Below are 6,115 nucleotides of genomic sequence, written 5' to 3'. Positions count from 1 at the left end.
GGCCCGCGGGGTCTCCAGCCTGCCCCCACCAGCCCGGGCTGGTTCGGGTGCTCGGCCCGGGTTTCGGGCCGGTCCTCCTACGGGGGGGGGGGGGGGGGGCCGCGGGCCCCCCCGGCCCCCCGCCCCGCCCCTTGTCCCGCTAGGCGTGCGTGCGCAGCAGCGTCCGCATCGTCCGCATGGCCACCGAGAGGTTCGCCAGGTCGAACGAGTCCGAGCCCTGGATCTCCTCAAGCGTGGAGCGCGACCGCGTGAGGATCGCCGCGTTCTTCTCCTCCCAGGCCTGGAACCGCTCCTCCGGCGTGGAGGTCCCGTTGCCCACGGACAGCACATCCGCGGTGAGCGCGGCGTGCGCGGCGTACAGGTCCTCGCGGATGGAGGCCCGTGCCATCGACTGCCAGCGGTCGGCCCGCGGCAGTTCGATGATCCGGTCCATGAGCTGCGTGATGCCCAGCCGGTCCGCGAGGTCGTAGTACACCTCGGCGACGGCGAGCGGTTCCTTGCCGGTGCGCTCCGCGATCGCCACGACGTCCAGCGCCGGGAAGGCGGACGAGAACCCGGCGACCCGCTGGGCCAGCTCGCCCGGGACACCCGCCTCGGTGAGCTCCTCCAGGATCGACTGGTACCACTCCAGGTCGGCGCCCATCAGCATCTTGGGCAGCTCGGCCCAGACCTGCTCGACACCGGCCTTGAAGAAGTCGATCGTCCCGGCGATCTCCAGCGGCTGCGGCCGGTTGCCGAGCAGCCAGCGCGAACCGCGCTCGACGAGCCGGCGCGAGTGCAGCCTGATCCGGGTCTGCACATCGGAGGCGACCTTGTTGTCGAGCGCCTCGACGGCGTCCCACACCTGGCCGAGGCCGAAGATCTCGCGGGCCGCGAACTGTGCCCGCACGATCTCCTCGATCGAGGCTCCGGTCTCCTCCCGCAGACGGTGCAGGAAGGTCGAACCGCCACTGTTCACGGTGTCGTTGACCAGGACCGTGGTGATGATCTCGCGACGCAGCGCGTGCCCGTCGACCGCCTCGGGGAACTGCTCGCGCAGTTGCTCCGGGAAGTAGGCGTGCAGCAGCTTCTGCAGGTGTGGGTCGTCCGGCAGGCTGGTCCGGATCAGCTCCCGGGCCACCGTGATCTTCGTGTACGCGAGCAGCACGGCCAGCTCGGGCTGGCTGAGCCCCTTTCCGGCGTTCAGCAGTTCACGGATCTGCCGGTCGCTGGGCAGGAACTCCAGGCCGCGGTCGAGGTCCCCGTCGCGGACCAGCCGGCGCATGAAGCGCTGGTGGGCGTGGAGCAGGGAGGGCGACTGCGCCGTGGCGTTGGTGAGCGCCACGTTCTGCGCGTAGTTGTTGCGCAGCACCAGACGGCCGATCTCGTCGGTCATCTCGGCGAGCAGCTTGTTGCGCTGCTTGACGGTCATGTCGCCGTCCCGCACCAGACCGTTGAGCAGGATCTTGATGTTCACCTCGTGGTCCGAGGTGTCCACACCGGCACTGTTGTCGATCGCGTCGGTGTTGATCCGGCCGCCGTTGCGGGCGAACTCGATCCGGCCGAGCTGGGTGGCGCCGAGGTTGCCGCCCTCGCCGACGACCTTGGCCCGCAGGTCCTGGCCGTTGACGCGGATCGCGTCGTTGGCCTTGTCCCCGACGTCCGCGTTCGACTCGGCGGAGGACTTGATGTACGTGCCGATGCCGCCGTTCCACAGCAGGTCGACACGGGCCTTGAGGATGGTCTGCATCAGCTCGGCGGGCGTCAGCTTGGTGACCCCCGGCTCGATGCCGAGCGCCTCCCGGATGTGCGCGTTGATCGGGATGGACTTGGCGCTGCGCGGGTGGATGCCGCCGCCCGCGGAGAGCAGGTCCTTGTTGTAGTCGGCCCAGGAGCTGCGCGGCAGGTCGAAGAGGCGGCGCCGCTCGGCGTACGAGGTGGCGGCGTCCGGGGTGGGGTCGATGAAGATGTGCCGGTGGTCGAAGGCGGCGACGAGCCGGATGTGCTCGGAGAGCAGCATGCCGTTGCCGAAGACGTCACCCGACATGTCGCCGACGCCGACGACGGTGAAGTCCTCGGTCTGGGTGTCGTGGCCGAGCTCGCGGAAGTGCCGCTTGACGGACTCCCAGGCGCCGCGGGCGGTGATGCCCATGCCCTTGTGGTCGTAGCCGGCGGAGCCGCCGGAGGCGAACGCGTCGCCGAGCCAGAAGCCGTACGAGACGGCGACCTCGTTGGCGATGTCGGAGAACTTCGCGGTGCCCTTGTCAGCGGCGACGACCAGGTAGGTGTCGTCCTCGTCGTGACGGACGACGTCCTTGGGGGGCACGACCTCGCCGGCCACCATGTTGTCGGTGATGTCGAGCAGCGCCGAGATGAAGGTGCGGTACGAGGCGATGCCCTCGGCCATCCAGGCGTCACGGTCGACGGCCGGGTCCGGGAGCTGCTTGGCGACGAAGCCGCCCTTGGCGCCGACGGGCACGATGACGGTGTTCTTGACCATCTGTGCCTTGACCAGTCCGAGGATCTCCGTCCGGAAGTCCTCGCGCCGGTCCGACCAGCGCAGACCGCCTCGCGCGACCTTGCCGAAGCGCAGGTGCACGCCCTCGACGCGCGGCGAGTAGACCCAGATCTCGAACGCCGGACGGGGCGCGGGCAGATCCGGGATGGACTGCGGGTCGAACTTCATCGAGACGTAACCGTGCGGCCTGCCGTCGTCCGACATCTGGAAGAAGTTGGTGCGCAGGGTGGCCTTGATGACGGTGAGGAAGGACCGCAGGATCCGGTCCTCGTCGAGAGAGGCGACCTGGTCCAGGGCCCCGTCCAGCTCTTCGAGGAGCCCGTCGGTCAGCTCCGTGCCGGCCCGCTGGCGCTCGGGCGACATACGCGCCTCGAAGAGCGAGACCAGCAGCCGGGTGGTGTGGACGTTGTTGCGGAGAGTGCTCTCCATGTAGTCCTGGCTGAAGGTCGATCCGGCCTGGCGCAGGTACTTCGCGTAGGCGCGCAGCACCATCGCCTGCCGCCAGTTCAGACCGGCGCCCAGCACGAGCGAGTTGAAGCCGTCGTTCTCCGCCTCACCCGTCCACACGGCGGCGAAGGCGTCCTGGAACCGGTCGCGGGCGTCGTCGGCGAGGTAGTTGCCGTTGCCGTTGGTCTGCGGCAACCGCAGGCCGAAGTCGTAGATCCAGGCGTGGGTGCCGTCGGCGCAGCGCAGCTCGTACGGACGCTCGTCGACGACCTCGACGCCGAGCCGCTGGAGAGCCGGGAGGACGGCGGACAGGGAGACCTGCTCGCCGGTCCGGTAGATCTTGAAACGCCGCTCGCCGGGGCCCGCGCCGACGGGCTCGTAGAGGCTGAGGGCGAAGTCCTTCTCGCCCTTCTTGAGCGCTTCGAGATGGACCAGGTCGGAGACGGCGGCGCGCGGCGTGTGGTCCGCCTTGTAGCCCTCGGGGAACGAGTGGCCGTACTGGCGCAGCAGCTCGGCGGCACGCTCCTCACCGCACTCGGCGCCGAGGGCCTCCTGGAAGCCGTCGGCCCAGGAGCGGGCGGCTTCGACGAGCCGGGCCTCGATGCGGTCGGCCTCGGCGTCGGTGAGGTCGGGCAGCTCGGTGCCGGGGGCGACCCGGACGACGAAGTGCAGCCGGGAAAGGATCGACTCGGTGTTCCAGGCGGTGAAGTCGACGCTGGTGCCGCCCAGTTCCTCCTTGAGGATGTCGATCAGACGCAGCCGCACACCGGTGGTGTAGCGGTCGCGCGGCAGGTAGACGATCGCGGAGTAGTAGCGCCCGTACTCGTCCTGGCGCAGGTAGAGCCGCAGCCGGCGGCGCTCCTGGAGGTACAGGACGGACGTGACGACGGAACGCAGCTGGTCGACGGGCGTCTGGAAGAGCTCGTCGCGCGGGTACGTCTCCAGGATCTGGAGCAGGTCACGGCCGTCGTGGCTGTTCGGCGAGAAGCCCGCGCCCTCCAGCACCTCGGCGACCTTGCGGCGGATGACGGGCACCCGGCGCACGGACTCGGTGTACGCGGCGGACGAGAACAGTCCGAGGAAGCGGCGCTCACCGATGACGTTGCCGTCGGCGTCGAACTTCTTCACGCCGACGTAGTCGAGGTAGCTGGGGCGGTGGACGGTCGACCGGCTGTTGGCCTTGGTGAGGACGAGGAGCTTGCGCTCGCGGGCCTTGGCCCGTGCGTCGGCGGGCAGCCGGTCGAAGGACGGGCTGACGGGGTGCGCCTCGTCGACGCTGTGGTGCGGGTCGGAGCGCAGGATGCCGAGGCCGGTGCCGGGGACGGCGGCCAGCGAGTCGGTGTCCTTCAGCTCGTACTCGCGGTAGCCGAGGAAGGTGAAGTGGTCGGCGGCGAGCCAGCGCAGCAGCTCCCCGGCCTCGTTCACCTCCTCGTCGGCGAGGGCGTCGAGCGGCTCGCCGGGCAGGTCGTCGGCGATGCGCAGCGCGGCCTCGCGCATCTTCTCCCAGTCCTCGACGGTCTCCCGCACGTCGGACAGCACGCGCAGCAGATCGGCGGCGATCTGCTGGAGGTCGGAGCGGTCGGTCTCACGGTCGATCTCGACGTGGATCCAGGACTCGACGAGCGCGTCGTGCGGCAGCTCGGTCCCGGCGGCCTTGGCACCCTTGGCGTTCGTGCGGTCCTGCGGGCGCGTGGCGTGACCGTTGCCCTCGGCGAGGACCTCGATGAGCTTGCCGGTGACGTCGCGGCGTACGACGACCTGCGGGTGGATCACGACATGGATGCCGCGCCCCTGCCGGGACAGCTCATTGGTGACGGAGTCGACCAGGAACGGCATGTCGTCGGTGACGACCTCGACCACGGAGTGGCTGCACGTCCAGCCGTTCTCCTCGACGGTCGGGGTGTGCACGCGGACGTTCGCCGTGCCCTGCGGGCGATTCTCGGCGAGCCGGTAGTGGGAGGAGGCCGCGCCGAAGACGTCGACGGGGTCGCGGCCGGCGATGTCCTCCGGAGCGGTGTGCAGGTAGTAGCGCTGGAGGTAGGAGAGGAGAACGTCCTGCCCGGGACGCTCCTGTCCGGCCCCGGTGGCCGCGGCACTCACCCGGGGGGTACCGCCCGGGCCACCGACACCACCGCCCGGGCTGTTGTCAGCTACCTTGGCGGCCCGTGCGAGCAGCTCGGCCTTGGCTTCGTCCAGCTTGGTCTGCATGTCCTCTGGCTCCTGTCGCGCGCCGTTGCGTGACGTAGGTGTAAAAGACGACGTACCGCCACGACACGGGGTTTCCGGTCTGAGTCGACGCTATGCCGCTATGAGAGATACCCGGGCCCATATTGGCCATTTTTGACAGTCGGGCCGGGCTGTGAGGATCAGTGATGGCCCGGGTGCTGTGGCACTCCGGGCGCAGGCCGGGGGCTTCGCTGCCCCCGAGGCGTATCGCGCTGATCACGGGGTCCAGGCTATCTCGCCCGCCCCCGTAACCGTCACGACCCGTATGTGTACAAAAGAAGGTCCCGAAGTTTGACACTCTGGACAGCGCGGCGGCCGGTATTGCCGCACTCTGGTAGACGGAACAGGCCGACGAACCCGTGGGAGCCCCGCCATGGCACCGAAGATCCTGATCGTCACCGGCGACGCCGCCGAGTCCCTGGAAGTCCTCTATCCGTACCAGCGGCTGCGCGAGGAGGGGTACGACGTCCACATCGCGGCCCCCGCCCGCAAGACGCTCCGCTTCGTGGTCCACGACTTCGAGCCCGGCTTCGACACGTACACCGAGAAGCCCGGCTACACCTGGCCCGCGGACCTGGCCTTCTCCGAGGTCGATGCCGGGGACTACGTGGCCCTGGTCGTCCCGGGCGGCCGGGCCCCCGAGTATCTGCGCAACGACGCCGAGCTGCGCAAGATCCTCAAGGCCTTCTTCGACTCGGACCGCCCGGTGGCCCAGATCTGCCACGGCCCGCTGATGACGGCGGCCGTCGGCGCACTGGCCGGCCGGCACGTCACCGCGTACCCGGCCCTGGAGCTCGACATGCAGGCGGCGGGCGCCACCTTCGAGGACCACGAGGCGGTGGTCGACGGCACGCTGATCTCGTCGCGCGCGTGGCCGGACCACTCGGCGTGGATGCGCGAGTTCCTGAAGGTGCTCCGCACGAAGGCCCCGGTCACCGCCTGACG

General features: G+C 69.8%; 2 protein-coding genes. One reads left to right on the top strand and one right to left on the bottom strand.

Features of this window, described 5'->3' with window-relative positions; genetic code table 11:
• Window positions 1-139 precede the first annotated feature (139 nt).
• Window positions 140-5,152 carry an NAD-glutamate dehydrogenase gene (locus ACIOHC_RS00110; RefSeq protein ID WP_389638559.1) on the bottom strand — a complete coding sequence of 1,671 codons (5,013 nt, stop codon included), beginning with the start codon at window positions 5,150-5,152 and terminating at the stop codon, window positions 140-142.
• 391 nt (window positions 5,153-5,543) lie between these two features.
• Between ACIOHC_RS00110 and ACIOHC_RS00105 the strand changes: the two genes are divergently transcribed.
• Window positions 5,544-6,113, top strand: a complete 570-nt coding sequence (locus ACIOHC_RS00105; RefSeq protein ID WP_351085319.1) for a DJ-1/PfpI family protein — start codon at window positions 5,544-5,546, stop codon at window positions 6,111-6,113.
• Window positions 6,114-6,115: the final 2 nt, after the last annotated feature.

The sequence above is a fragment of the Streptomyces sp. NPDC088252 genome, assembly GCF_044740965.1.
GTDB lineage: Bacteria > Actinomycetota > Actinomycetes > Streptomycetales > Streptomycetaceae > Streptomyces.
This window is presented reverse-complemented; position numbering and strand designations above follow the sequence as displayed.